Origin of the sequence: Kordiimonas pumila, assembly GCF_015240255.1 — a bacterium.
Classification (GTDB): domain Bacteria; phylum Pseudomonadota; class Alphaproteobacteria; order Sphingomonadales; family Kordiimonadaceae; genus Kordiimonas; species Kordiimonas pumila.
Window position 1 is genome coordinate 2142585 of the sequence record NZ_CP061205.1, and the last position, 24563, is coordinate 2167147.

The following is a 24563-nucleotide window of genomic DNA, read 5'->3' on the forward strand; positions in this document are numbered from 1 at the left end:
ATGATGGAGCATGGGGGTTGTTTTATCAACTGGTGTATTTCAGCAGTCCTTATTGGATTTACGCTGCCTGTTTACGCACAGGATAGCTCGCTGGAAGTAGATATTTTTGCTGATGCAAGGGTAACTGTAACATCTGGCGAGCCGACTTGGTTTAATGACTGGTTAGGAAAAGGCCGATACGGCGGTGAACGTGATAAAGGAACAGATGCGGAGTTTCGGCTTGCAGAAGTTTCGTTGCTGGCAAAATATAATCTGACATGGGATCTACATGCTTTTGCTCATGTAAAATATGACCCAGAGCAAGATAAACCAGCTGATGTGGTCGAAGCCTATTTTTCTTACGAGCCAGTGCCAAAGTCTGCACTGCGGTACAGCTTTAAAGCAGGATTATACTTTCCGCATATTTCCCGAGAAAACACCGGAATAGCATGGACTTCCCCGTACACTATTACGCCGTCTGCTGCTAATAGCTGGGTTGGCGAGGAAATAAGGGCGCTGGGTATTGAAGCGAAAGCGGAATACAGGCATGAAATGCATAGGCTGGCTTTCACTGTTGGCATCTTTGGTATGAATGATCCCGCAGGAACTCTGCTTGCGTTTAGAGGCTGGGGTATAGGAGATGCTAAAGTAGGAGCTTTTTCTCAGGTGCCTCTTGTGTCGCTGCCTGTCTTTACTGCGGAAGGTGGCTTTATACCACAACCAACATGGGTACACCCTGTGCGCGAAATAGATGGCCGACCAGGTTATTATATGGCGGCTGATTGGCGTTATGGACGTTCTGTGAGTGTCGGTGTTTTTTATTATGATAATCGCGGTGACCCTGAAGCATTTGAACATAAACAGTATGCGTGGGATACCCGCTTTTGGAATGCCTATATTGAGGCAGAACCGGTGAAAGGACTAAAGCTTATTTCGCAGTATATGTTTGGCCGCACAGAAATGGGGCCAAAAGGCTGGGGCGGAAGTGATCGCCGTTATCTGGATGTTAATTTTGATACGGTTTACCTATTGGCATCACAAGAGTTTGGTAAGTACCGGATTTCTGGGCGGGGAGAATGGTTCGGGGTTGAAGATAACTCGCTTCTAAGCATCGATAACAATAATGAAGATGGATACGCTTTCACAGTAGCTCTATCCAGAAAGATTGGTGCGCGTGATATACTTATGATGGAATATCTTTATATTAATAGTGATAGACCTGCACGTGCCTATATTGGTTTTGAGCCGCATCAGGAAAATAGTCTGTTGCAGCTCAGCTTTCGTAAAGTTTTTTAAGCCGCGAGATGCTGCTTATAGCGGTCTAGGCCTGCTGACAGGTCTGCAATTAGGTCTTCTGCATCTTCAAGCCCAATATGAAGCCTTAGAACTGGCCCTGATGATTGCCATTTTTCTGCTGTGCGCGCGCTTGTTGGGTCACTTGGCAGGATCAGGCTCTCATAACCGCCCCAGCTAAAGCCCATTTTAAACAGTTTCATATGATCAACCATCGCTGCCGTATCGTCGTAGCTGCCGCGTTTCAAAACGATGGAAAAAAGGCCTGTCGAGCCGCTAAAATCACGTTGCCAAAGGTCGTGCCCTGGGCAGGACGGAAAAGCCGGATGTAGAACAGTTTCAATTTCTGGATGTGAATCTAGCCATGCTGCAATCTTTAAAGCGTTTTCTTCATGCTGTTTCAGCCTTACCGAGAGTGTCCTCAGCCCCCGCAGGGCAAGGGAAGCATCATCTGGGGACACTGTTTGACCAAGTTGAAAGGCTGTGCGTTGCAGCTTAAGGAAGGTCCGTTCATTTGCGGTTGCACTGCCAAGCATTATATCAGAATGACCCCCAATATATTTGGTACAGGCATGAACAGAAATATCTGCGCCCATTTCAAGCGGATTTAAAAATAGCGGTGTAGCCCATGTGTTATCAGTAATAACATAAGCACCGTGTTTTTGGGCAGTTGCACAAATGGTTGGCAAATCCTGCACCTCAAAAGTAAGTGAGCCGGGGCTTTCTGTAACGATAACTGTTGTGTTTTCCCTGATTAGGCTAGTGATGTTTTCTCCTATCATTGGAGGGTAATATGTGGTTTCCACACCCATGTTTTTCAAAAAACCATTGGCAAAAGCTCTGGTTGGCTCATAAGCACTATCTGTTATGAGGATATGGTCGCCCGCTTTAACAAGGGCAAGAATAGCGCCTGTTACAGCTGCTACACCACTTGGGTAAAGCATGGTGCCTTTGCCACCTTCAAGCTCTGTAATGGCTTCAGCAAGCGCCCAGTGTGTCGGGGTGCCCTTACGGCCATAGAAAAGCTTTTTCGCAGATGGATCTTTTACTCCGCTACGTAAATCCTCGTATGTATCAAACAGGCATGTTGATGCCCGGTAGATAGGTGGGTTTACTACCCCGTGCGTCCATTCTTTGCGTCTGCCTGTGGTTACAAGGGTTGTTTCATTCACTATTTTTTTCATTGTGTTTTATTCACCTGTTTTTACGGGTAGAGAACTTAGGGCGCCCCATTCGGTCCATGAACCGTCATAAACTGCGGTATCCCACTTACCAAGGCATGCAAGGGCAAGGGCAATATTACATGCCATCATGCCAGAACCACAGCTGGTGGTAATGGGCGCTGTTAGGTCAATAGCCTTTGCAGCAACAATATCTTGTAAGGCCTTGGTATTTTTTAAGGTACTATCACTATTGTAAAGCTCAGTTACAGGTAAGCTGATTGAGCCGGGGATGTGCCCTGACCTTAAGCCTGCACGTGGTTCTGGTACAGCCCCTGTAAACCGCCCATTTGGGCGGGCATCCAGAACCTGATGGCGAGTGTCTTTCAAGGTGGCAGCTACCTCGGTTGCTGAGCGCACAAGTTCCGGCTGAAACATAGCTTTGTAAGTTGTTGCATCGCGCGGAAGCGGGGCGCTAGAAATACTATTACCTGCAGCAATCCAGGCAGAGAGGCCGCCATCAAGGACGCACACCTTCTCGTGCCCCATAATGCGAAACATCCACCAAACCCTTGCCGCAGTTGGTAAATCACCCTGACTGTAAGCCACAATAGTGTGGTCATTTGATATACCAAGGGCCGAAACTTTTTGGGCAAAATCAGCCTCAGTTGGTAGCATATGCGGTAAATTAGATGTTTGATCTGAAATATCGTCTACGTCAAAGAATACAGCGCCGGGAACATGGTTTTTTCGGAAGTCTATTTCGGGGTCATGGTCTGACCCCGGCATATACCACGTACCATCAAGCGGAAGTATGTTCTTGTCGTGTATGTGTTCCGTGAGCCATGAGGCTGAGACAATAGGGGGAAAAGACATGATAAAACCTCTGGGCAGAACACTGTTACACCGTGCACTCTAAGAGGCTGGGGCCTGCATTTCAATCAGGCAAAAGATATTTTAAGAGTATTTAAGGGCAGAGCGCGTTTAAGCGCCCTTGCCAGCGAGGTTTTAGTTCACAATTAGCCGTGAAGAAATATCGCCACTATCACTGCACTTAAACAGATGTTCGAGTAAAGGGTGATCGAACTCTTCCGTTTCAGGGCAAGCAATCAGGCTTTCTTCCGCCACATAAGTGGTGTGTTTCTCGCCGTCGACCAAAATGTGATACCAAGGCCTGTCTTTTGAAGGATGCATTTCTGACATAACTTCATACCATTCTGGGGATTGGCTGAAGCTGGCATCAACATCAAAAATAAGGCCACGATAGCCAAATTTGCTGTGCCGAACGACTTGACCGGGTGCAAACCGTGCAGTTTGTGTCTTTAACATCGTTCTACTCCTCTCTGTCGGTATAATGGGGAAACCGAAGCCAGACCACTTCTTGATCTGTCTTAAAATATTAACATTTTGCGATTAACAAAGCCTGAACAATTATTTTCACGCTGTTAACCATTTTGTCTTTCATATGTAATAAATCGTGTTGCTTGCGCTTTAGTTCAAGAGGCGTTATCTAAAACGCGCAGAAACACAGGCATTTAATGTGCTAAAAAGGCAAAAAGTAATGAGCAAAGATATTTATAAAGGGCTTGAACAGCTTGGTAAAACGGCAGCAGCCCCCAAAAGCCCTGAAGAAGCGGTGCTTGAAATGGTGCCTAACCCACGTGCAGGCACTGATTATCTGGTGCGGTTTACCTGCCCAGAGTTCACCAGCCTTTGCCCCGTAACCGGCCAGCCTGACTTTGCCCATCTGGTGCTTGATTATGTGCCTGATGAAAAGCTTGTTGAAAGCAAAAGCCTGAAGCTGTTTTTGCAGTCCTTTCGCAACCATGCCGCTTTTCATGAAGATTGTACGGTTGGTATTGCCGAACGGCTGGTGGCGGAAATGAAACCAAAGTGGTTGCGCATGGGGGGCTATTGGTACCCGCGCGGTGGTATTCCCATAGATGTTTTTTTCCAAACAGGAAAAGCACCAGAGACTGTGTGGGTGCCTGACCAGGGCGTGCCTACGTATCGGGGCCGGGGGTAAGTAAGCTTTTAAAAACTATCTAGGTTGCTGTGTATTACACGCGTAATATGTGTTTACGCTATGGGCTTTATATTTTACCCCTATCTCTAGGTAGGGGAGGTGCCTATTCCAACAGCGCCTAGAATAAGGGGCCTAAAGACGACCTAGGCCTCAACGCCGTTCCATTGAAATTCGTCGTTTTCACCTAACGGGGCGAAAGGGTTGTGTGCCACTTCCCATAGGTGGCCGTCAATGTCTGCAAAATAGCCTGAATACCCACCCCAAAAGGTTTCATGCGCTTTTTTGATGAGTTTGCCCCCCGCATTCACAGCTTCATCAAGTGTGGCATCCACTTCTTCTGGGGTACGTACATTATAAGCAAGGGCAACCCCGCGAAACCCCGATCCTTCTGCGCTAACCCCTGCATCATCCGCAAGGCCGTTCCAGCTAAAGAGCGCAACCGTATAACCCGCCATATCGTAAGCGATGACGTCTTCCTGCATTTCGGGTTTGGATGATGTTTGCCACCCGAGCGCATCATAGAAAGCGCGGGCTTTTTTTAGATCTTTTACGCCAAGGGTAATAAGGCTAAGCCGCTGTTCCATGGGTGCTCCTTAAGGGATGTTGATGAGTTTATGGGTTTGAATACTTAGGTGCCACTGCGGGTGCGCCTTACAGTATTCAACGGCTGCTTTGGTGTTTTCTGCCTGCTTTGGGCTATCCATTGGCTGCAGGAAAAAATGCTCGAATGTAAGATGCTGAAACCGGTCAGGTAGGGCAGTAACTTGTGGGTAAACCAGCTTTAATTCCTGCCCTTGTGTGACAACTACTTGTGCATCTGCTTTAGGGCTAACACATAGCCAGTCTATGCCTTCTGGTGGCTTTACTGTGCCATTGGTTTCAACTGCAATGAAAAAACCCTCAGCATGGAAAGCCGCAACAAGCGCAGCATCCAGTTGCAATAGTGGCTCACCGCCAGTGCACACGACCATGGGTGTGCCACTTGTGCCGTGCCATTCAGCTTTTACTGCTTCCGCTAAGGCTTCTGCTGTTTTAAACTTGCCGCCACCTGTGCCGTTAGTACCAACAAAATCTGTATCGCAAAAGTTACAAATGGCGGCTTCGCGGTCTTCCTCGCGGCCTGACCACAGGTTGCATCCAGCGAAGCGGCAAAATACGGCAGGCCTGCCAGCTTGCGCGCCTTCGCCTTGCAGAGTGTAGAATATTTCTTTTACGCTATAGACCATTGTCAGCCTTGATATCTAGTTGGGTCTGGAAGCCCTGCCTCACGGAAGCCTTTTTGTCGTAGCAAGCAACTGTCACAGTGGCCGCAGGCAGCACCAGTCGTGTCTGGATCATAACAGCTTATTGTCATGCTATAATCGACACCTAGCTTGTTTCCTACCGTAATAATTTCGGCTTTGGTCATGTCAATAAGTGGTGTTTGGACGCTAAGTTTATCTGCGTCTGTTACGCCTGCTTTGGTTGCAAGATTTGCCATCACTTCATAGGCGCGAATATAATCAGGCCTGCAATCAGGGTATCCACTGTAATCAAGGGCATTCACACCAATGAAGATATCCTTGGCCCCCACCACCTCTGCATAGGCAAGCGCAAATGACAGGAATATTGTATTACGGGCAGGTACATAGGTGACGGGAATATCATGGCTCATGTCATCGTCGCTGCGGTCTTTGGGCACATCAATATCTGCCGTTAACGCACTGCCCCCAAAAGTACGAAGGTCAAGGTTTGCGGTTTTATGCTCTATAACCCCAAGGTGTTTGGCGACTTTGTCTGCAGCCGTTAGTTCAACACTGTGGCGCTGACCGTAGCTGAAGGAAAGAGCATGTACATCGTACCCTTCGCTTTTTGCTATGGCGACAACTGTGGCGCTATCCAGCCCTCCAGACAGTAAAACGACTGCTTTTTTATCTTTGCTCATTGTTATCCTTACTTCATCAAAACGCCGCGCTCTATAACACCCGACAACAGTTTTGATAAGGAAAAAGCAGCTTTAGCTAGTCTATAGCTTCTGCTCTGAAGACTTTTTCATCAAACTCGCCTTCCCATTTGGCAACGGCTGTGCCAACAGACAGGTCGCCTGTTACGTTTACAACGGTGCGTATCATATCAAGAGGCCGATCAAATGGGAAAATAAACCCAACAATGATGGCTGTTTGTGCGCCGTCAATTCCCAGTACACTTAAGACAGCGGCAAGCAGGAAGAGGGATGCTGAAGGCACTGCGGCTGTGCCGATAGATACTAGCGTGGCAGAAAGGGCAATCAGCAAATACTCGGTTAACCCTAAGGGAATACCCAGCACTTGCGCTGAAAAAACTGCTAAAATACCGACATAAATCGCAGAGCCATCCATATTAATGGTGGCACCTAGTGGTAGCACAGACCCCGCAACAGATTTATGAATGCCTAGGTTTTCTTCCGCGACTGTAATTGTTACAGGCAGGGTGCCAGAACTTGATGATGTGGAAAAGGCAACAAGCTGTGCCCCTGTGATGCTGCGAAAAAACTGAAAGGGTGGCAGTTTCAGAGCAAACTTCATGATGCTGCCATGGGTAATAACCAGATGTAGGACGCAAGCAGAGATAAAGGCTGCAACCAGAGGTACTACGTCAAGAAGTAAGCCCAGTCCGCCCTGTGCTACCACACCAGAGATAAGGGCAAAAACACCAAAGGGGGCAACTTCCATCACCAAGTGCGTGATTTTCAGCATCACTTCGGATGCGGCCTCAAAAATATCAGCGACTGACTTGGCTTTTTTACCTGTAAGCAGAACGCCGGCACCTAAAAGAATGGCGAAAAAGATAATCGCCAGCATATTGCCTTCCGCTAAAGCCGCGACCGGGTTTAGCGGTATGATGCTAAGGAGCCTGTCGGTGAGCGAACCACCTTCTGCAACAGGTTTTGCAACAGCGCTGCTTAAGTCGATACCAATGCCGGGTTGAAAAAGCGCGGCCATTAAAAGGCCAATAGTGATGGCAACAAGAGTTGTGCCCATATACAGGCCAAGTGTTTTAACACCCAGTGACCCTAGTTTTTTTGGGTCGCCCATTGCAATAACACCAGAGACAAGGGTAACAAATACAAGGGGTACCACAATCATGCGGATTAGGCGGATAAAAATATCCCCAATCCAGCTGATATAACCAACATATTCGCTAAAGAGAGCACCGGCCAGTATGCCCAAAAAAAGTGCTGCCATAATCCTTTTCCAAAGCGTGACAGCAAACCATTTTCTAAGCATTTTATTCTCCCTTTTGCCGGTCCATAGGGTTAATTAAATCCTGAACTTTCGCAAGTGCTAAATATTAGGTATAGTAAAAGTCTGCGCGTAAGAAGACGATCTGAATATCAATACTGGACTGATGATTCAGGTAAAATATTTTAAAGAATAAAAAGTAAATTATATTAAAAGCTTACGCTAATTTTATACTATTTGCGACTTTAAGATTTGCTTCATAGTTTGAGAGCACATTGAGAGTAGGGCAAACGAATCGGTGGCAATTATGATCAGGCAACTTAAAAGTCATGTACGTAGTTTTATGAAAACTACGTTTGTAGCGGCGACATTGACTAGCGCTGCACTAAGTGTGCAGCCAGCATGTATGACTCAAATTGAGATGCAGGCAGACCAGATCCGTTTTGTTGAGGTTCAATTGAAAGTTGCTGCCTTGCAGTGCCGTGCTGGGCATGGTGTGGATTTATCGAACCTATATAACGGGTTTGTTAAAATGAATCTGCCATATCTGGTGGAAAGCCAAGGGCCTTTAAAGGCATGGCTAAAACGGCAAGGACGACATAACTTTGATCAATATATTGTTGATGTTGCGAACCGTATATCTCTTGATAGTACCAAGGTTAGCCAGTTTTGTGTGCGGTCACAAATGGCTGCAGAATATGCAGAAAAATCATACTCACCGCTGATGTTGCTATCTTTGCTGCCACTATCATACGTAACACCAGCTGCGCCATGTAAACTGAATCGGTTTTAGGGGCAAAAAAAGCCCCAGATATGAACCTGGAGCTTTTCAGCATTGCTTTAGAAATATTAAAGCTTATTTGCTTGGCAGAAGCTTAATTTCCACGCGGCGGTTTTGCCACTCGCGTACACCGTCTTCTGTATTAACAAGGTTTACAGTCTCACCTTTGTAAGTTACGGCGATTTCTGTCGCGTCAACACCTTCTGCGATCAGGGCCTTTTTCACAGCTTCAGCACGTTTTTTGGAAAGACCCATATTGTATGTTTCTGTACCAGCACGGTCAGCGTGGCCAGTTGTTTCAATTTCAACAGTTTTGTTGTTTTTGAAAGCTTTGGCCGCAGCTTTGATAATGTCAGCAGCTTTTGGTGTGATGGTGCTGTTGTCAAAATCAAAGAATACAAGGAATGGCCCAGGGAGTGGTGCAGGTTTTACAGGCTCTGGTGCTTTTACAGGCTCTGGTGCAGGGGCAGGGCGCACAACAGGCTGTGCTACTGGGGCTGGAGCTGGTGTAACAGGTTTGCTGTCTTCACCGCCAAAACGCCAGCTAAGGCGTGCAAATACTTCATGGTTTTTCGCCTGATAATCTACTTCACCAAGTGCTGAATCAAAATTGTCAGCAAGTGTGTGCAGATAGCGGTAGCCAAGGCCAACTTCAAGGCCGTTACCAACAGGGTGTGTTACTTGCGCCATTGCCTGAATGGCAGGCGCCCATTTGGAATCATCAACATAGATAAGATTTTGGCCTGAACGAACGCGGTCAAGCTTTACGTGGCTGGCCCCAAGACCGATACCACCAAGAACCGACCATGAATCACCACCAAAGAATGTGTGCCACATATTTGCCATCAGGGTGTCAGTTTTTTGGTTGCCGCCGGCTGCATATGAACCGGGACCAGCAAGGCCAGTTGCACCAATTGCTGAAACGTCTGCTTGGTCAAAATAGTTTTTTCTAACCAGATATTCTAGCTCAAAGCGTTGTTTGCCGCGGGTTTTACCAAAGAAGAGACCGCCAACAGGGCCGATGTTTTTATCAGCATCAAGTGTAAGGCCATCAGCATCCCTGCTTAACTCTTCATCAGGAGAGAGAGACAGGCCAAGTTCAAAGCCACCATAATAGTGATCTTCAGCGGTTGCTGAAAGAGATGTGGCCGTAAGCAGTGATATGATCAAAGTGCGCATGATAAGTTCCAATTTCCTTATATATATTAAGGGTTAATTCGCTTTTCCTGACCTACTTCGGGATTGTGGCAATAACAAGAGCTTACTGGAAAGATAAGTATATATTTCAACCAGATATTCTCTTTATGTTGCAATAATACATTGAAATATAAAGATAGCATAAATTTTTAGGTATGAGAGTGTATGTTTGATATAAAAAAACCTGAAGCTATAGAGCTTCAGGTTTTCATATATTGGCTCCGCCTGCTGGGCTCGAACCAGCGACCCATTGATTAACAGTCAATTGCTCTGCCAACTGAGCTAAGGCGGATCATAAATGCACTCATGAGGGCTGTACCCGCGTGAGTGGTGCCTTTATACTCAAAAAAATACGCCTGCCAAGCCCTAAATTTAATTTTTATTTCAGGAAGCATGAAAGATGTGCCTGCCAGCGTAATATATAAAGAAAAATATACTAATTTCGGGCTATAACATCATCGGGGTAAGTGATTTATTGGCAATCAGGCTGTACTGGTCAGATTGCACTGAAATGAATAAAAGCCACAAAAACGATAAAAATGGAGGCGCGAACGAGAATCGAACTCGTGTTCACGGATTTGCAATCCGTTGCGTCACCACTCCGCCATCGCGCCTCACGTGGTGTAGGGACCGTATAGAACCACCGTGATGCAGGGTCAAGAAGCTTTTTGTGAACGTGTAAGTTTACTTAAAAAGCTGTTGTTTTTGTGAGACAAATCACGGTAGTGTTCTGCACTGTAATGCTATATTGCATTTCTACGATTGGGGTAGAGGCGTTTGTTCGCGCCACGTGTACTTGTTATGCAGAGAGCTGCTGTCTGCACTGTACGGCTTTGTTATACGGCCCCAACCGGAGGAATTTAGCATTATATTGTATAGTGTATTCCACCTTGGATGCGCGTTTAAGCTGGTCTTGTGAAGGGTAAAGCAAGGCTGGTGTAGCAACAGGCTATACTGCAAAAAGCAGTTTGATCTGTTGTTTGGCGTTCTGGGTGTAGAGTTATGTGGGCGAAAAATTTGAATGATTTGAAATACTCGAAGGCAACGCAAGAGCTTGTAGCTTGCTGGCAGGACTTGCCGCGCTATGATGGTTTGGTGTGTCCTAAGCGGTCAGATTTTTCGTCAATACGAATTGGTGCGTTCCTTGCTGAGGTTTTCATTAGCGAATGGATTGGCGATGAAAACCTGAGTATCATTCAGGCTGGTACCAAGCTTGATCGCGTTTTGGGGAAAGATATAACCGGCCAGAATATTTTTGATGTTCTGCCTCTTGAGTTACTTGCCGAGGAATTGAAATATTATCATACGCTGCGTGATACACCTTGCGCCGGTATGATAACCAGAAGCGCCCTGAACCTTAAGGGCAAGCCTGTTATATACCGGACAATGCAGTTACCGCTTGCAGACTCTCACGGCAATGTTCGGTATTTTGTCGGTACGGGTGTTGCGCTTTCAGAAAATATACTCCAGCAGGAGTTCAATATTACAAGTTGTGACCATGTTGAATTATTGGAACGGCTGTATTTTGATATTGGTGCAGGCGTGCCCGCAGAGGGATAATGTGGGCCTGAAATCAGTTTTTCATGCGTTGGTTTTATGGTGATTATCTAGACTTAAGCTTGGCAAAACAAAATTTTATTGTTGAATTGTAGGAAAACGCATTGTTTCTTTGTTCGCCTGTAATTATAAAGCAGTCTAAATACGGCCATATAGCTTGGTCAGCTAGGATATAATCTCTGCAAGAGAAGGTGATGAAACGTGAGCGATTTTCAAGCAGCACGCACCCATATGATTGATTGCCAACTTCGCCCAAACGAAGTGAATGATGAGCGTATCATTCAGGCCATAAATAGTATTCCCCGTGAAAACTTTGTCCCAAAGAGCAAGCGTGCCATCGCGTATGTAGATGAAGACCTAGAGGTTGTTAAGGGGCGCTACCTTATGGAACCCGTAATTTTTGCTCGCCTTTTGGTGGTTGCAAATATTCAGCCGACAGACCTTGTGCTTGATGTTGGCTGTGTCACTGGATACAGCACAGCGGTTATGGCGGCACTTGCTGACGCAGTGGTCGCTGTGGAGCAGGACGAGAAACTTGCCAGCATGGCCGAGGAAAAGCTTTCAGGCCTTGAGATCATGAATGTGGCTGTTGTGACGGGTACTTTAAGTGAAGGAGTAGCTAAGCAGGGGCCGTATGATGTTATTTTTATCGAAGGTGCTGTTGAAGACGTTCCGTCCAAGCTCGTAAAGCAGCTTAAGGAAGGCGGCAGGCTTGTTTGTGTAAAAATGTTTGGCGGCGTCGGCCGTGGGCATGTGATAGAAATGAAAAACGGCGAGCCGGCTGTGCGTAACCTTTTTGATGCGAATGTGCAGCAGTTACCCGGTTTCAGCCTGAAAAAAGAGTTTGTTTTTTGAGGCATCCTATCATCATTTGTGATAGGCAGTAAAACGAGAGACTAATAATAATATAATAGCGAGGACTAAGGAGAATATCATGAAGAAAGGTATCGTTTCCCTGTTTGCAATGGCGACAGTGGTAACTGGTTCCTGGGCAGTGTCAGCCGAGACACTGGAAGAGGCATTAGCGGCCGCTTATGCATCAAACCCACAGTTAATGGCACAGCGTGCATCGCTGCGAGCAACGGATGAAAATGTATCACAAGCAAAGTCTGGCTTTTTACCAAGCCTGACTGGTACGTATTCCTATGATAAAACTTATGCGGATAGAACATCTGGTGGTGTGACAGTTGACGCTGATGGTGATACAGAACGTTATGGGCTGACTGCCCAGCAAAATATTTTTAATGGCTTTAGCGATAGAAACTCGCTGAGGCAGGCAAAAAGCACCGTAAAAGCAGGCCGTGCCCAGCTACAGTCTGTTGAGCAGCAGATTCTGCTAGAAGCTGTTGCGGCCTATATGAATGTTGTGCGCGATGAAGCTGTTGTTGAACTGAACAAAAACAATATTGTTGTTCTTGAGCGTCAATTGCAGGCTAGTAATGACAGGTTCCGTGTGGGGGAAGTAACCCGCACTGATGTGGCACAGTCAGAAGCACGGCTTGAAAATGCCAAATCAACTTTGCTAACCGCGGAAGCAACACTTGCTTCCAGTAGGGCACAGTACCGCCGTGTTGTTGGGCGTACACCAGCGGGTCTTGAAACACCGACCAGCCAACCAGAGCTGCCTGCAGACCTCGATAAAGCTATTGAGATTGCGATGGAGCTTAGCCCTGGCATTCAGGCTGCTCGTTATAATGAAGAGGCCGCACGATACAGTGTAAATGCTGTTAAAGGCTCCTTGCTGCCAAAAGTTGCGGCAACAGCAAGTTATTCTAAGACAGATACCAGCGGCCTTAGTACAACAACTGGGTTACCGAATAATTCAAATTATGAAGCAGCAGAAATAGGTGTGAATGTAACGGTTCCATTTTTCTCTGGTGGTACAAAATATTCACAAGTGCGCCAAGCCAAGCAGATTCGCAGTCAGCGCATGATGGAAATTTATCAGGCTGAGCGTGTAACGCAGGAAAATGTCTTTGTAACGTGGGATCAGTATAGGGCTGCAGTGGGGCAAATTACTTCCACAGAAGCCTCTGTTCGTGCAAACGAAATAGCCCTTGAGGGTGTGAAGCAGGAAGCTTATGTGGGCTCTCGTACAACGCTTGATGTGTTGAACGCTGAGCAGGAGCTTCTAAATTCTCGCGTTTCGAATGTTCGTGCTCAGCGCGATGTATATGTGGCGGCTTACAGCCTTATATCGTCAATTGGTAAGCTTACTGCCCGCGACCTTGGTCTTGGTATTGATCTGTACGATGCAGAAGAATATTACGATGAGGTTGGTTCCAGTAAAATTATTGGTTTTGGAACAGACGTCGATTAAAAGTGATTTTATGATAGTTTTCTTAAAGGGGCCTCTGATGGCCCCTTTTTTATGGTCTAAAAGACTATCTGTAAATCGTGCTGATATATGTTTTTGATGCAATGGCTATGTTTTTGGTGTTGGCTTGTATGGTTTTGAAGCATGTAATAATCACACATATAACAAAGGAAATGTTAGTTAATCGTCAGGTAACTGCCTTTGATTGTTTAAGAATTATTGACAGCGGAGTCACTTACAGGTACCAGTTTAAGGGGAGTATTTTAACACTGGCTGGTCTATGAGCGACAACGCATCCGAAGACGAACCGACTATGGAAGAAATTCTGGCGTCCATTCGCCGGATTATTTCTGATGAGTCTGAAGAAGAGGCGCTGGTAACGGCGCCTGAGGAAGAGCTGTCGGAAGACTCTGAGTCTGAACCTGTGGCTGCTCCTGAACCAGAACCGGTTGAAGAACCTGAGCCAGAGCCAATACCAGAACCAGAGCCAATACCAGAACCTGACCCCGTTCCAGAGCCTGACCCTGTCCCTGAGCCAGAGCCAATACCAGAGCCAGAGCCTGTCTACTTCTCTGAACCAGAGGAAGAAGAAGACATTCTGGAACTGACTGAGTTTGCGACAGCAGGGGATGCGCACCCGATTGTATCGCCACCGGTTGAAAGCCGCACAGCTGAAACATTTGCACACCTTAGCCAAATGATGGTGGCAGGCTATGACGGGGCTGATAACACCCTTGAAGCTTTGGTGCGGCAGATGCTGAAACCCATGCTGCAAGGCTGGCTTGACGAAAATCTGCCCGTTATTGTGCAGGATGCAGTTGAGCGTGAAGTTGCGCGAATCGCACGGCGTAAATAAGCTATATAATGAACGGTGCCTTTACGCATAGGCCTTGTTTTGGGCCAACTTTCAAGCTGTAGACTGTTATTTCTTTAAAAACCCGCCAGTCTGGCCAAATCTGGCCTTTTGTTTTGCTGTGTTTTTGTGCATTGTGCGCCATCTTAAAAGACCACACACAGTAACGGATACGTAGATATGCTCGACAAAACCTATTCCCCAGCGGATATAGAAGCAAAATGGTATGAACACTGGGAAACTTCTGGCGCGTTCAAATGCGGACAGCGGCCTGAGGCAGAGCCCTATGTTATTGTCATGCCGCCGCCGAATGTGACAGGTAGCCTGCATATGGGCCATGCGCTGGATAACAGCCTGCAGGATGCACTGGTACGGTTTGAACGCCTGCGCGGTAAAGACGTGTTGTGGCAGCCGGGTACAGACCATGCGGGTATAGCGACACAAATGGTGGTGGAGCGCCAGCTAGACGACGAAGGGCTTGACCGCCGTGACATGGGCCGCGAAGCATTTCTTGACCGTGTGTGGAAGTGGAAGGCCGAATCTGGTGGCACTATTACCGGGCAACTGCGCCGCCTTGGGGCGAGCTGTGACTGGTCCCGTGAAGCCTTTACGATGGATGATGAGCGCTCTGCTGCTGTTCTTAAAAAGTTTGTAAAGCTTTATAAAGATGGGCTTTTATACCGTGCACAGCGCCTGGTGAACTGGGATCCAAAGCTGAAAACGGCTATTTCTGACCTGGAAGTTGAACAAAAAGAAGTGGATGGCCACTTTTGGCATTTCAATTACCCTATTGACGGTGAAGAAGGCCGTTTCATTGAAATTGCGACCACCCGCCCGGAAACCATGCTGGGAGATACCGCTGTAGCGGTTAACCCAAACGATGAACGCTTTAAAGACCTGATTGGTAAGCATGTATTGCTGCCACTTGTTGGCCGAAAAATTATCATTGTTGGCGATGAACATGCAGACCCTGAGCAGGGCACGGGTGCCCTGAAGGTAACACCTGCGCACGATTTCAATGATTTTGAAATCGGCAAGCGCCATGATCTTGAGATGATCAACATCTTTGATGAAAACGCCTGTGTGAATGTTAATGCACCGGAAAAATACCGTGGTCTGGACCGTTTCGAGGCCCGCAAGGTGATTGTAGCTGATATGGAAGCAGCAGGTTTCCTTGTGAAAGTGGTACCTCACAAACATATGGTGCCATACGGTGACCGGGGCGGCGTCGTGATAGAACCATGGCTTACTGACCAGTGGTATGTAGACGCTGAAACACTGGCAAAGCCTGCCATTGAGGCGGTAGAAACCGGCAAAACCAATTTTATCCCGAAAAATTGGGAAAAAACATATTATGAATGGATGCGTAACATCCAGCCGTGGTGTGTTTCCCGCCAGCTTTGGTGGGGGCACCAGATACCTGCATGGTATGCGCCTGATGGCACAGTGTTTGTTGAAGAAACTGAGGCCGAAGCCTATGCCGCCGCCAAGGCCCAGTTTGGGGATAGTGTAACCCTGCGCCGTGATGACGATGTGCTGGATACATGGTTTTCAAGTGCCATGTGGCCCTACAGCACGATGGGCTGGCCAAATGAAACGCCAGAACTGGCAAAATATTACCCCAACACTACATTGATCACAGGATTTGACATTATCTTTTTCTGGGTTGCGCGGATGATGATGTCAGGCATTCACTTCATGGGTGAAGTGCCATTTAAGAATGTGTACATTCATGCGCTTGTACGCGATGAAAACGGCGCCAAAATGTCAAAATCCAAGGGGAATGTGATTGACCCCTTAGAGTTTGTTGAACAATACGGTGCTGATGCGCTTCGTTTCACCTTGATCGCGATGGAAGCGCAGGGGCGGGATATCAAGCTTTCTGAAAAGCGTGTTGAAGGTTACCGTAATTTTGGAACAAAGCTTTGGAATGCGTCACGTTTCTGCGAAATGAACGGTATTGCGGGTTCTGATAGTGTTGAAGCACCCACGGCAACATTGCCGGTGAATAAATGGATTATCAGCGAAGTGTCGCAAGCAGCAGACGCTGTCACCAAGGCTTTTGATGCGTTTCGTTTTAATGATGCAGCAGATGCTATTTATCATTTTGCATGGCACACCTTTTGCGATTGGTATGTGGAACTTGTGAAGCCGGTATTTTGGGGTGAAAACGAGGAAGAAAAGGCCGAAACTCGCGCTGTTGCAGGCTGGGTTCTTGATCAAATTTTGGTCATTTTGCACCCTTTTATGCCGTTTATCACTGAAGAACTGTGGCATGCGACCAAAGACGATCGGGCATATGATCTGATCAATGCTTCATGGCCTGTGGTGAGCGCTGTTGATCTGACGGCGGCAGAAGAGGTGAACTGGGCGATAAGGTTTATCAGCGAAGTACGCTCGACGCGTGCGGAAATGAATGTTCCTGCAAGCGCGAAGGCAACAGCGCTGATTGTGGGGGCATCTACCACAACCAAAGACCGGCTAAATGTGTTTCAAGATATGATCTGTCGGTTAGCTCGACTGGAAAAAGCTGAAGCCGTCGACACAGCAGAAAGTAAAGGTGCGGCCCAGTTAGTGGTGGATGAAGCAACGGTTTACCTACCGCTCGCGGGTCTGATGGATTTGGATGCTGAAAAAGCTCGTCTAGGCAAAAGCCTTGAAAAGCTCTCAAAAGAAGCAGGTAGCATTAAAGGCCGTCTTTCAAATGCGGGTTTTGTTGCGAAAGCTCCTGAGCATGTGGTTGCAGAAGCGAAAGAACAGCTCGTAGATCTTGAGGCACAAATCGAGAAGATAACAGCGGCTATTGCTCGACTAGGCTAAAGACCAAGCGCCAAGAACTAACCAGTATATGGAAACAGAAAGCCACCACACTGTGGGTGGCTTTCTTTGTTTGAGCATTGTGATTTACTAAGGCCAAGGTTATTGAAAGTCTGAGTTCTACTTGATGTCCTTTGGTAAAACGGGCATCCTTTCAATATGTTTTGGGCCCAAGCAACTTTTGGCGGCTATGATTTTAGGACTGCTTTTGAAAAACATCATCTTTAGGGGCATAGACTCCCTACTTGTTTGTGGTGTTTGCTTCACTATTGCTTTTTTATTAGGCGCACTGCCTGCTTATAGTGGTGAGAAACTATCAGTAACCCCTGAAAGTACTATTAAAATCTCTGGTGCTTCAGTGAAAGGGCTTTTGCATAGCGAATATAAAGGACCTTACAATCAGGTGCTGGATATTATCGAAGCAGGTTATGAGGGTAAGTTATTGTTGACTATGCGCCCTGTGAAACGGGCATCCATATCATTTTTTGCTCATGAAAGTGACTGTATTTTTTTCTCGCCTACAGATAGAGATTATTATACGGCCCGTAATACTGATGTGGACTTTCTTGTTATGTCAAAGCCTGTGAATACCGTTAGCGTCAGGGCTTATACAGTTCCGGGTGATTCTATGGTCCGCTCAGCCGCTGACCTGGAAGAGCGTACTTTTGCTGCTGAAGTAGCAATGGGGGGCAGCGACTTTTTTAGAAATTACGATATGGCAGCGGGAAAAGAGGTTATATCTGTCTTTGGGGTGGAAACCGCCTTTAAACTACTTGATCAGGGTCGTGTTTCTGCCGTTGTTGCTGCAGATTATGATGTTGAGAGGTATTTCAAGCTTGCGGGATCACCCGTACATTATCGCTATGATGAACGTTTTGTACTCTATAAAGCTGAGGATGCATTTGTTTGTTGGCGAACCCCCATAACAGAAGCCTTTATTCAGCATATAGACCTGTCGCTTTCAATAATGGAAGAAAGTGGCCAGTTGCACGGTATATTATCTGGTTATTCTACTAGCGCAGTAGATGGGGGTGGCTATTAGTTTGGTTGTGCTGGCGCAGTAAGGCCCTTGAAAGAATATTCCCTAAGAGCGGCACCAAGGTGTTTTCTAAAGTTATCCATTTGAACCAGATAGCTCGTATAGTGATCAGTAGAATAACCAGATGATAGCCAGTCATGTAATATTTGAAAGGCACTTTTGTCGCTATTAGATAGTATCTCAGATATCTTGGGGGCACGTTTCAGGTGTAAAGCCAGCAAAGGGTGATAGTGGCCTCTGGCAAACTGCATCAGGGTTGCATCTTTATCTTTTGAAAGCGTTTTTTTGCTATAGTTAGAATGGCTTAAAAACTGCTGCGCCAGCTTTCCTTTTGATTGCACATTTTTAAAAAATAATGGCCGCGGAATATCACACAGTAGGGTAACGCCTGCTTTTTTGTGTACAGCAACAGCAGGAAATAGTGCGGCCATTTGTGGTAAATATATATTCGGGTATGTGTCCCACTGATAATAAGCACTGGCTACATCAAAATAATGTTCAAAAGTGTCGATGTTTTGAAAGCTTGCTTCTGCAAGGGGCTTAATATCAAGCTTGGGTTTGGTGATGACAACCGTATCATTTGAAGCATCAACATAATAAGTACCAAGCTGGATAGCATTTTGGAAATAAGGGCCGTATGTCAGTTCCCCCCATATTCTTTTGAAAACACCGCCTTCATCAATAAAGCAGGCAATTGCATTAAAATAATGTCCGCCTTTTTTATCTGAATGTAAGGAGCGCTGGATAGTGCTCCATACACTGTCTCTTATCGTGTCGCAGTAACCGTAAGGATAATCCTGAATATTTTTAAGGCTTGCATCCTTTGGGCTTTTTTCAGTTTTGCTCTGTTCTTTTAATTTTTCAAAATGTCGGTCAATTGCTTGCCGAGTTTTGTCAATACCCGCTGTAATCAGATCAAGGTTAGGAAGTATCCATTTTGCAGTTAGCGCTTCTTGCAGGGGGTCATTTCTCACGCTGTCATAAAGATAAGCTTGAGGGAAAATTAGGGACATGAAAACAGCCTAACTAGATCAATCGGTTACGTGCTTTTTGATTCGCCTATTAGATACAGAATATCTGCAGCAATGGTGGCGCCTGCAAGCGCTGTGATCTGGCCCGGCCCCTCATAATGGGGGGCAACCTCTACCTGATCACCGCCTACAATGTTTAGCCCGGCCAGTAGTTTTAGCACTTCACGGGCATAGGCCACATTGGGGCCGCCAACCACTGGTGTGCCTGTGGCCGGTGCATAAGCTGGGTCTAGAAAGTCGATGTCAAACGTCAGGTAGGCAGGCTGGTTGCCGACGCGCTCTCTAATACGTTTGGCAAGGGCTTCTGCCGTGGTTTTCAGACATTCGTTGCCGTCAATTACCAGCATGCCCATTGTTTCCGGGTTTGGTGTGCGCATGCCCATTTGAATGGAGTGCTCAGGCAGAATGATACCTTCTTTGATAGCATGATAAAACATGGTGCCGTGGTTCAGGTCGTCACTTTCCCATGTGTCGCTGTGGGCATCAAAGTGAATAAGGGCAAGCGGGCCATGCTTTTTAGCGTGTGCTTTCAGTAAAGGGTAAGTAACAGAATGGTCGCCGCCAAGGGTAAGAAGGGCGCTACCTGCTGCGAGAACAGTATCTGCATGTTCTTCAACAAGGTTGAACATGCGGTCAGGGTAGGCGGTAAAGCCCATCACGTCGCCGAGGTCAGCAACTTTCCATTTGTCGTTGAAATGATAATCCCACGGCCAAACACCCCAAGGGAACTCCGCCATGGTAAGTGACATTTCACGGATTGCACGTGGCCCCATACGGGCACCAGATCGGCCTGTTGTTGCCAGATCAAATGGAATCCCCATAACTGCAATATCCAACCCTGCGGCGTTTTCAGCATAGGGCAGGCGGAAAAAGCTTATTGGCCCACCGTATGGTTCCATCATTCCTTCAGACATATATACCCTCATTAAATACTCAAATACAGAATATGGAGAAAAGCTTCCCTTTGTCTATGGCGAAGTCTGTTCCTGCATTAAGTTGTTAGAGGGGACTTAAGACTATCTCTTTAGCTTAAGGATGGTAATAGGCTCTAGTATATATGAGCAATGTATGTTTGGGTTGATTGTAACGGCTTATTTTGTAATTATATTACTAAATAAATATAAATTGTGATTTTTTATTACAAAAAAATAAAACGCTAGCCTGTACATTCGTGCTGAATTTGCGTATAGGACGCGAGTATAGTGTCAGGTTAAAATTTCGGAGCAGTTAGATGCCACAGTATCGTTCCCGTACATCCACTCATGGCCGTAACATGGCAGGCGCCCGTGCGCTTTGGCGCGCAACAGGTATGAAAGACGGGGACTTTAAAAAGCCTATCATTGCTGTTGTGAACAGTTTCACACAGTTTGTGCCGGGCCATGTACACCTGAAAGACCTTGGCCAAATGGTAGCGCGCGAGATTGAAAAAGCGGGTGGTATAGCGAAGGAATTTAATACTATCGCGGTGGATGACGGCATTGCCATGGGCCACGACGGTATGCTGTACAGCCTGCCAAGCCGCGAAATTATCGCAGATAGTGTTGAATATATGGCGAATGCGCACTGTGCTGATGCCCTTATTTGCATTTCGAACTGCGATAAAATTACGCCCGGCATGCTTATGGCCTCTTTGCGCCTTAATATTCCATCTGTGTTTGTGTCTGGTGGCCCTATGGAGGCTGGCGAAAGCGACTATAATGGTGAAACAAGGAAACTTGATCTTGTTGATGCGATGGTTGATGCTGCAAACCCTAATATTTCTGATGAAGAGGTAGAGGCGATTGAGCAGAACGCCTGCCCAACGTGCGGGTCTTGTAGTGGTATGTTCACTGCTAACAGTATGAATTGCCTCACTGAAGTGTTGGGCCTGTCTCTGCCGGGTAATGGTACCACGCTTGCAACGCATTCAGACCGCAAAGAAGTGTTCCTAACAGCTGCACGGCTAATTGTTGATATTACAAAACGTTATTATGTGGATGAAGACGAAAGTGTTTTACCGCGTTCTGTTGCATCTAAAGCAGCTTTTGAAAATGCTATCGCCATGGATATCGCCATGGGTGGGTCTACCAACACAGTGCTGCATTTGCTGGCCGCAGCGCAGGAAGGTGAAGTTGATTTTACGATGGCGGATATTGACCGCATGTCACGCCGTGTGCCAAATCTGTGCAAGGTCGCGCCTGCTACCAATAAGTATCATATTCAGGATGTGCACAGGGCAGGGGGGATTTTTGCCATCCTCGGTGAACTCGACCGCGCTGGCCTTATTAATCAGGATTGCCCCACTGTGCATTCCGACACTATCGGGCAGGCAATCAAGCGCTTTGACGTGCTGACCAGTAATGACGCTGATCTGCACCGCTTTTTCCGGGCTGGCCCAGGCGGCGTGCGCACAACGGAGGCCTTTAGCCAAAGTAAGCGCTATGACAGCCTCGACCTAGACCGCAAAGACGGCTGTATCCGTAGCTTAGAGCATGCATATAGCAAAGAGGGTGGTCTTGCTGTTCTGTTCGGTAATATTGCAGAAGATGGCTGTATTGTAAAAACTGCTGGTGTGGATGAAAGCATCTGGAAGTTTTCTGGTCGTGCGCGGGTGTTTGAAAGTCAGGATTCGTCGGTTGAGGCGATCCTCGGCGGCAAGGTTGTGGCTGGTGATGTGGTTATTATTCGCTACGAAGGCCCACGAGGGGGGCCGGGTATGCAGGAAATGCTCTATCCAACAAGTTACCTAAAATCTATTGGGCTTGGTAAGGAATGTGCCCTTCTAACAGATGGCCGTTTTTCTGGTGGTACCAGCGGCCTGTCAATTGGTCATGCCAGCCCAGAGGCAGCAGAGGGTGGTGCGATTGGCCTTGTGGAAGAGGGCGATATGATCGACATTGATATTCCGAACCGCACCATTAATGTGCGTGTGTCTAACGCGGTGCTTGCCGAACGTCGGGCTGCAATGGATGCAAAGAGCGAAAAGGCATGGAAGCCAGTTGAAGTGCGGAAACGTAAAGTAACTGCCGCTCTTAGAGCTTATGCATCCATGACAACATCAGCATCACTGGGTGCTGTTCGTAAAATATAACAGGCGGTAATCATCGGCGCTGCTGGATATAGCTTTCTGTTAAGGAGGCTATGTCCGTGCATCCCAGCAGGGCCATATCCCGCTCGACTTCTTTGGCAAGTAAGTCTATGGCATGCTCCACACCCTTCTGCCCACCAGAGGCGAGACCGTATAGATACGGCCGCCCAATCGAACAGGCATTTGCCCCTAAGGCAAGCGCCTTAACAACATGGGTGCCCCGACGGATGCCGCCGTCGACAATCAACTCTAGCGCATTACCAACTTCATCCCTGATAGGGCGTATGCAATCGACAGGGGCTGGTGTTGTGTCAAGCTGTCTGCCGCCGTGATTTGATATCATGATGGCGGAAGCACCAATCTCAACGGCTCTTTTTGCATCCGCCGGTGTTTGAAGTCCTTTAATCACAAAGGGGCCGCCCCATTCTTTAACAAGCCATGCAGCATCATCCCATGTGACCGTGCGGTCAAACTGGCTGTTTACGTATGACATAAGGCCCATTGTGCTTTTACCAATGGCATCAACGCGGTGGGCAACATTTGCAAGCTTGAAATCAGGGTGCAAAAGCGTGTTCATTGCCCATACTGGGTGGGTTATATAGCTCATCATGCTTTTTAGGGTAAATTTAGGCGGCATGGTCATACCGTTCACCCGGTCACGCTCGCGGTTGCCTGAAAGCATTGTATCCACAGTCAAGCAAAGGGCCTGATAGCCTGCCTCTTTGCAGCGCGTAACAAATTCGCGCGTAAGGCCTCTATCTTTAAGAATGTATATTTGAAACATTTTTGGCCCAGCGGTGGATGCTGCAACTTCTTCCAAGCTTGTTGTTGCCAGTGTTGAAAGGCTGTAGAGGGTGCCAAACTTGTCTGCTGCTTTGCAGGCCCCAAGCTCTTTCTCGTGATGAAATAACCGCGACATACCTGTGGGTGCCAGAAAAAACGGCAAATCAAGCGTGGTGCCTAGTATCTTGGTTCTTAAATCGATATTTTCAATATTTTTAAGGTAAGAGGGGAGGAGTTCATAATCAGAAAAGGCGTCTGTACTTCGGCCTAGTGTCCATTCATCATCGGAACCACCATCAATATAATGAAACATAGGTGCTGGGAGTTTCTTGTGTGCTAATTTTCTTAAGTCACTTATGTTATTACAGTTTACCAGCCCCATGAATGCCCCCTTAAAGTAGACAGATAAAAAATTAGGCATTGCCCTCGAATGCCATAGAAAATGATGGTTGTGTTATAAACTAGTGATAAGGGTGTGGAAACAGGCTTGTATATTTTGTTCTGTCCAATAGGGTGATGAAGTGTAAAGCGCCTGAAAACCTGACATGAGGAATACAGTGTTATGGAAAATAAATTTCCAATTCTTGAAGTGACAAAAGCATCTTTAAATATGCCAAGCGAAAGCTGGATGGATGTTTTAAAGGCATTTGGCATTATAGTGTCGGGAGTTGTGTTAGGCTCATTCCTAATGGGGCTTGTTTTTTTTGCTGCCAGAATTGATATGGTTGTTGTGGGGCAGTTCCTGCAAGGTAATATGACAGGGGCTGGTGATGCTTTTGCCTTTTTGGCCGCCACGTTTGTGCTTGTTTGCACCATTTTATTTGCTTTTGCTTATATATTTAACTTTTGGGTGAGGTTTGCAGCGTTCGGAGAAGAAGGGGCGGCTATTCGCCCATACAGTAAGGCATACAAAGCAGCGGCGATCAATATGGTCAAGTTTCTGCTAATAGGGCTAATAACGGTGCTGGTTTCTCTTGTTATTCAAACGGCGCTTAGCGCGATTGGGCTCACAACCAGTTTTATAGATCAAATGTCAAATACTTCTGGCGATATTGCTACATCAGCACACGGTGATGTTTTGCTTGAAGTGTTGAGTACCATTACCATGTGTATTATTTATTCTCTGGTTTCGGCAAACCTGACACAGACCGCTGTTGGTTCTGATAAGGAAGGGTTAGAACACCCCCATACAGTTGATTTTGCAATTGTACTGGTGCTGCTATATTCAATACTTATGATACCAATGGTGCTGGCGAGCTTGGCGGGCTGGCATGCAGTGGTGGGTATTTTGCAATATACAGTTGGTTTTTATATTATGTTTACTATCGCTGTTGCCCACGGCCTTCGATACCGTATCTGTTTGCATGAAACTGCAAAACCCGCACCAGACACAGACAGTACACCGGAATAAAGCTGATTGTATCTGTGTGGGTAAAGCCTTTCTTTTCTTTTGCAGGCAAGAT

The 24563-nt window shown here is 46.8% G+C and carries 22 protein-coding genes and 2 tRNA genes; 11 read left to right on the top strand and 13 right to left on the bottom strand.

Features of this window, described 5'->3' with window-relative positions; translation table 11 throughout:
• Nucleotides 1-1275 carry a porin family protein gene (locus ICL80_RS09250; RefSeq protein ID WP_194211632.1) on the top strand — a complete coding sequence of 425 codons (1275 nt, stop codon included), beginning with the start codon at nt 1-3 and terminating at the stop codon, nt 1273-1275.
• Here the strand turns inward: ICL80_RS09250 and metC are convergent.
• From metC to hspQ, 3 genes are all read right to left on the bottom strand, one after another.
• The gene (metC, locus tag ICL80_RS09255; RefSeq protein ID WP_194211635.1) at nt 1272-2456 is read right to left on the bottom strand and encodes a cystathionine beta-lyase; all 1185 of its coding nucleotides are present in this window, start codon (nt 2454-2456) and stop codon (nt 1272-1274) included. The genes ICL80_RS09250 and metC overlap by 4 nt on opposite strands.
• 6 nt (nt 2457-2462) lie before the next feature.
• The gene (gene sseA, locus ICL80_RS09260) at nt 2463-3308 is read right to left on the bottom strand and encodes a 3-mercaptopyruvate sulfurtransferase (protein WP_194211636.1); all 846 of its coding nucleotides are present in this window, start codon (nt 3306-3308) and stop codon (nt 2463-2465) included.
• Between the two features lie 132 nt (nt 3309-3440).
• A complete protein-coding gene (gene hspQ, locus ICL80_RS09265) occupies nt 3441-3761 on the bottom strand; it encodes a heat shock protein HspQ (RefSeq protein WP_194211638.1) in 321 nt (106 codons plus the stop codon).
• Between the two features lie 232 nt (nt 3762-3993).
• On the opposite strand from hspQ, the gene queF reads away from it, so the two are divergent.
• Entirely contained in the window at nt 3994-4458 is a 465-nt protein-coding gene (queF, locus tag ICL80_RS09270) for a preQ(1) synthase (RefSeq protein ID WP_194211640.1), read from the top strand.
• A 143-nt stretch (nt 4459-4601) separates the two neighbouring features.
• Here queF and ICL80_RS09275 read toward each other — a convergent pair whose 3' ends face one another.
• The 4 genes from ICL80_RS09275 to ICL80_RS09290 all read right to left on the bottom strand — a co-directional run bounded on the left by ICL80_RS09275 (nt 4602) and on the right by ICL80_RS09290 (nt 7703).
• Nucleotides 4602-5042 (bottom strand): VOC family protein, encoded by a 441-nt coding sequence (locus ICL80_RS09275; RefSeq protein ID WP_194211642.1) that lies wholly within the window; start codon nt 5040-5042, stop codon nt 4602-4604.
• 9 nt (nt 5043-5051) lie between these two features.
• Nucleotides 5052-5684 carry a 7-carboxy-7-deazaguanine synthase gene (gene queE, locus ICL80_RS09280; RefSeq protein WP_194211644.1) on the bottom strand — a complete coding sequence of 211 codons (633 nt, stop codon included), beginning with the start codon at nt 5682-5684 and terminating at the stop codon, nt 5052-5054.
• Between the two features lie 2 nt (nt 5685-5686).
• Nucleotides 5687-6382 carry a 7-cyano-7-deazaguanine synthase QueC gene (gene queC, locus ICL80_RS09285; RefSeq protein ID WP_194211646.1) on the bottom strand — a complete coding sequence of 232 codons (696 nt, stop codon included), beginning with the start codon at nt 6380-6382 and terminating at the stop codon, nt 5687-5689.
• A 76-nt stretch (nt 6383-6458) separates the two neighbouring features.
• Nucleotides 6459-7703, bottom strand: coding sequence for a dicarboxylate/amino acid:cation symporter (locus ICL80_RS09290; RefSeq protein ID WP_228073377.1), 1245 nt, complete (start codon nt 7701-7703; stop codon nt 6459-6461).
• A gap of 361 nt (nt 7704-8064) precedes the next feature.
• Between ICL80_RS09290 and ICL80_RS09295 the strand changes: the two genes are divergently transcribed.
• The gene (locus tag ICL80_RS09295; RefSeq protein WP_194211650.1) at nt 8065-8451 is read left to right on the top strand and encodes a hypothetical protein; all 387 of its coding nucleotides are present in this window, start codon (nt 8065-8067) and stop codon (nt 8449-8451) included.
• A 63-nt stretch (nt 8452-8514) separates the two neighbouring features.
• Here ICL80_RS09295 and ICL80_RS09300 read toward each other — a convergent pair whose 3' ends face one another.
• From ICL80_RS09300 to ICL80_RS09310, 3 genes are all read right to left on the bottom strand, one after another.
• Nucleotides 8515-9618, bottom strand: a complete 1104-nt coding sequence (locus ICL80_RS09300; RefSeq protein ID WP_194211652.1) for an OmpA family protein — start codon at nt 9616-9618, stop codon at nt 8515-8517.
• A gap of 234 nt (nt 9619-9852) precedes the next feature.
• A tRNA-Asn gene (locus ICL80_RS09305) sits at nt 9853-9928 on the bottom strand.
• A gap of 248 nt (nt 9929-10176) precedes the next feature.
• Nucleotides 10177-10250 (bottom strand) — tRNA-Cys (locus ICL80_RS09310).
• Nucleotides 10251-10638: 388 nt separating this feature from the next.
• Between ICL80_RS09310 and ICL80_RS09315 the strand changes: the two genes are divergently transcribed.
• From ICL80_RS09315 to ICL80_RS09340, 6 genes are all read left to right on the top strand, one after another.
• Nucleotides 10639-11196 (top strand): PAS domain-containing protein, encoded by a 558-nt coding sequence (locus ICL80_RS09315; protein WP_194211654.1) that lies wholly within the window; start codon nt 10639-10641, stop codon nt 11194-11196.
• Nucleotides 11197-11394: 198 nt separating this feature from the next.
• A complete protein-coding gene (locus tag ICL80_RS09320; RefSeq protein WP_194211656.1) occupies nt 11395-12048 on the top strand; it encodes a protein-L-isoaspartate O-methyltransferase family protein in 654 nt (217 codons plus the stop codon).
• Nucleotides 12049-12127: 79 nt separating this feature from the next.
• Nucleotides 12128-13513, top strand: coding sequence for a TolC family outer membrane protein (locus ICL80_RS09325; RefSeq protein ID WP_194211658.1), 1386 nt, complete (start codon nt 12128-12130; stop codon nt 13511-13513).
• A 277-nt stretch (nt 13514-13790) separates the two neighbouring features.
• Complete coding sequence (locus ICL80_RS09330; RefSeq protein ID WP_194211660.1) at nt 13791-14366, top strand: DUF2497 domain-containing protein; 576 nt, start codon at nt 13791-13793, stop codon at nt 14364-14366.
• Between the two features lie 177 nt (nt 14367-14543).
• Nucleotides 14544-17183, top strand: a complete 2640-nt coding sequence (locus ICL80_RS09335) for a valine--tRNA ligase (protein ID WP_194211662.1) — start codon at nt 14544-14546, stop codon at nt 17181-17183.
• A 205-nt stretch (nt 17184-17388) separates the two neighbouring features.
• On the top strand, nt 17389-18222 hold the full coding sequence (locus tag ICL80_RS09340; RefSeq protein ID WP_194211664.1) for a type 2 periplasmic-binding domain-containing protein: 834 nt from the start codon (nt 17389-17391) through the stop codon (nt 18220-18222).
• On the opposite strand, the gene ICL80_RS09345 is transcribed toward ICL80_RS09340, so the two are convergent.
• Nucleotides 18219-19232, bottom strand: coding sequence for a hypothetical protein (locus ICL80_RS09345; RefSeq protein ID WP_194211666.1), 1014 nt, complete (start codon nt 19230-19232; stop codon nt 18219-18221). The genes ICL80_RS09340 and ICL80_RS09345 overlap by 4 nt on opposite strands.
• A 26-nt stretch (nt 19233-19258) precedes the next feature.
• Nucleotides 19259-20164 carry an agmatinase gene (gene speB, locus ICL80_RS09350; RefSeq protein WP_228073379.1) on the bottom strand — a complete coding sequence of 302 codons (906 nt, stop codon included), beginning with the start codon at nt 20162-20164 and terminating at the stop codon, nt 19259-19261.
• Nucleotides 20165-20481: 317 nt separating this feature from the next.
• Between speB and ilvD the strand changes: the two genes are divergently transcribed.
• On the top strand, nt 20482-22320 hold the full coding sequence (gene ilvD, locus ICL80_RS09355; protein WP_194211669.1) for a dihydroxy-acid dehydratase: 1839 nt from the start codon (nt 20482-20484) through the stop codon (nt 22318-22320).
• A gap of 10 nt (nt 22321-22330) precedes the next feature.
• On the opposite strand, the gene ICL80_RS09360 is transcribed toward ilvD, so the two are convergent.
• Entirely contained in the window at nt 22331-23482 is a 1152-nt protein-coding gene (locus tag ICL80_RS09360) for an alpha-hydroxy acid oxidase (RefSeq protein WP_194211671.1), read from the bottom strand.
• Nucleotides 23483-23662: 180 nt separating this feature from the next.
• On the opposite strand from ICL80_RS09360, the gene ICL80_RS09365 reads away from it, so the two are divergent.
• A complete protein-coding gene (locus ICL80_RS09365; protein ID WP_194211673.1) occupies nt 23663-24511 on the top strand; it encodes a hypothetical protein in 849 nt (282 codons plus the stop codon).
• Nucleotides 24512-24563 lie beyond the last annotated feature (52 nt).

Coding starts and splice junctions, on each gene's coding strand:
- ICL80_RS09325 (WP_194211658.1), top strand. CDS start 12,128: ATGAAGAAAGGTATCGTTTCCCTGTTTGCAATGGCGACAGTGGTAACT.
- ICL80_RS09300 (WP_194211652.1), bottom strand. CDS start 9,618: ATGCGCACTTTGATCATATCACTGCTTACGGCCACATCTCTTTCAGCA.
- hspQ (WP_194211638.1), bottom strand. CDS start 3,761: ATGTTAAAGACACAAACTGCACGGTTTGCACCCGGTCAAGTCGTTCGG.
- ICL80_RS09345 (WP_194211666.1), bottom strand. CDS start 19,232: ATGTCCCTAATTTTCCCTCAAGCTTATCTTTATGACAGCGTGAGAAAT.
- ilvD (WP_194211669.1), top strand. CDS start 20,482: ATGCCACAGTATCGTTCCCGTACATCCACTCATGGCCGTAACATGGCA.
- ICL80_RS09365 (WP_194211673.1), top strand. CDS start 23,663: ATGGAAAATAAATTTCCAATTCTTGAAGTGACAAAAGCATCTTTAAAT.
- metC (WP_194211635.1), bottom strand. CDS start 2,456: ATGAAAAAAATAGTGAATGAAACAACCCTTGTAACCACAGGCAGACGC.
- queF (WP_194211640.1), top strand. CDS start 3,994: ATGAGCAAAGATATTTATAAAGGGCTTGAACAGCTTGGTAAAACGGCA.
- ICL80_RS09360 (WP_194211671.1), bottom strand. CDS start 23,482: ATGGGGCTGGTAAACTGTAATAACATAAGTGACTTAAGAAAATTAGCA.
- ICL80_RS09315 (WP_194211654.1), top strand. CDS start 10,639: ATGTGGGCGAAAAATTTGAATGATTTGAAATACTCGAAGGCAACGCAA.
- ICL80_RS09330 (WP_194211660.1), top strand. CDS start 13,791: ATGAGCGACAACGCATCCGAAGACGAACCGACTATGGAAGAAATTCTG.
- ICL80_RS09275 (WP_194211642.1), bottom strand. CDS start 5,042: ATGGAACAGCGGCTTAGCCTTATTACCCTTGGCGTAAAAGATCTAAAA.
- queC (WP_194211646.1), bottom strand. CDS start 6,382: ATGAGCAAAGATAAAAAAGCAGTCGTTTTACTGTCTGGAGGGCTGGAT.
- ICL80_RS09335 (WP_194211662.1), top strand. CDS start 14,544: ATGCTCGACAAAACCTATTCCCCAGCGGATATAGAAGCAAAATGGTAT.
- ICL80_RS09295 (WP_194211650.1), top strand. CDS start 8,065: ATGACTCAAATTGAGATGCAGGCAGACCAGATCCGTTTTGTTGAGGTT.
- sseA (WP_194211636.1), bottom strand. CDS start 3,308: ATGTCTTTTCCCCCTATTGTCTCAGCCTCATGGCTCACGGAACACATA.
- ICL80_RS09250 (WP_194211632.1), top strand. CDS start 1: ATGATGGAGCATGGGGGTTGTTTTATCAACTGGTGTATTTCAGCAGTC.
- speB (WP_228073379.1), bottom strand. CDS start 20,164: ATGTCTGAAGGAATGATGGAACCATACGGTGGGCCAATAAGCTTTTTC.
- ICL80_RS09290 (WP_228073377.1), bottom strand. CDS start 7,703: ATGCTTAGAAAATGGTTTGCTGTCACGCTTTGGAAAAGGATTATGGCA.
- queE (WP_194211644.1), bottom strand. CDS start 5,684: ATGGTCTATAGCGTAAAAGAAATATTCTACACTCTGCAAGGCGAAGGC.